The 812-nt window shown below is 61.0% G+C and carries 2 protein-coding genes; both read right to left on the bottom strand.

Annotated elements, in window-relative coordinates:
• Positions 1–310, bottom strand: a 310-nt coding sequence (locus ACG2LG_RS24020) for a hypothetical protein (RefSeq protein WP_396263425.1), incomplete at its 3' end; no start/stop codon positions are given.
• Positions 311–405: 95 nt separating this feature from the next.
• Positions 406–812 (bottom strand): PEP-CTERM sorting domain-containing protein (locus ACG2LG_RS24015; protein WP_396263423.1); only part of this gene is annotated, 407 nt, incomplete at its 5' end.

Raw genomic sequence — 812 nt, 5'->3', positions numbered from 1 at the left:
CCCCGGCACCATTGTTGTTGCTGTGATTCCACAGGTAGAAGTCGGTCAGGTTGACGGCGCTCGCAAAATCGAGCGTGATCGTAACCGGATATCCGCCGGTGGGCCCATTGGCGGTGGCGTAGGAAACATTGAAGTCAGCGGCACTTTCGGTATCCAGGTGTGATGTGTGACCTGCATCCTTGAGGTTTCCTATGACGTAGCTTGCATTGAACTCCCCCCCGGTTGTCGCGGCGCTGTCGTGGTAGATGAAGTCAGCCCAGGCGGTGAGGGAGCTGGCAATGAGAGTGAAGGCGACAAGGTGGGGTTTCATGGTTTTTTAGGGGTCCCGCTACGACTGGTCGGACCAAGGTCGCCCACAGGAAGGGGCGGAAGATAATGCGGGAAGTCGGGAAATCTACCACGTTTCTAGCGCCGGCGGCGGAGCAGGAACGAGGCAAGGCCGAGGCCGAGGAGGCTGAGGGCACCGGGCTCGGGGATCGCCTCAAAGCCGAGTTCCCGGATGGCGACGAAACTCGTGCCTCCGCCGATGCGACTCGCAATCACCAGCTCGGCCGAGCGTACGTTGCTGTAGGTCGCACCAAGGTCGAACACCTGAGCGGCGTAAGTCCCGGTTGCGGGAGCGGCCGAGGCGGTGCTGCTGAAGACCGAGCCGATCTGGGATCCTCCTCCGCCGGCCCCATCATAGAAGGTCAGCGTGAAGTCTTCCACGCCGGCACTGGGTGCCCCGGCACCATTGTTGTTGCTGTGATTCCACAGGTAGAAGTCGGTCAGGTTGACGGCGCTCGCAAAATCGAGCGTGATCGTAACCGGAT

Source organism: Haloferula sp. A504, from assembly GCF_044385805.1.
Taxonomy (GTDB): domain Bacteria; phylum Verrucomicrobiota; class Verrucomicrobiia; order Verrucomicrobiales; family Akkermansiaceae; genus Haloferula.
Note: the sequence above shows the minus strand (reverse complement) of the source record. Positions and strands in the feature narration are given on the sequence as shown.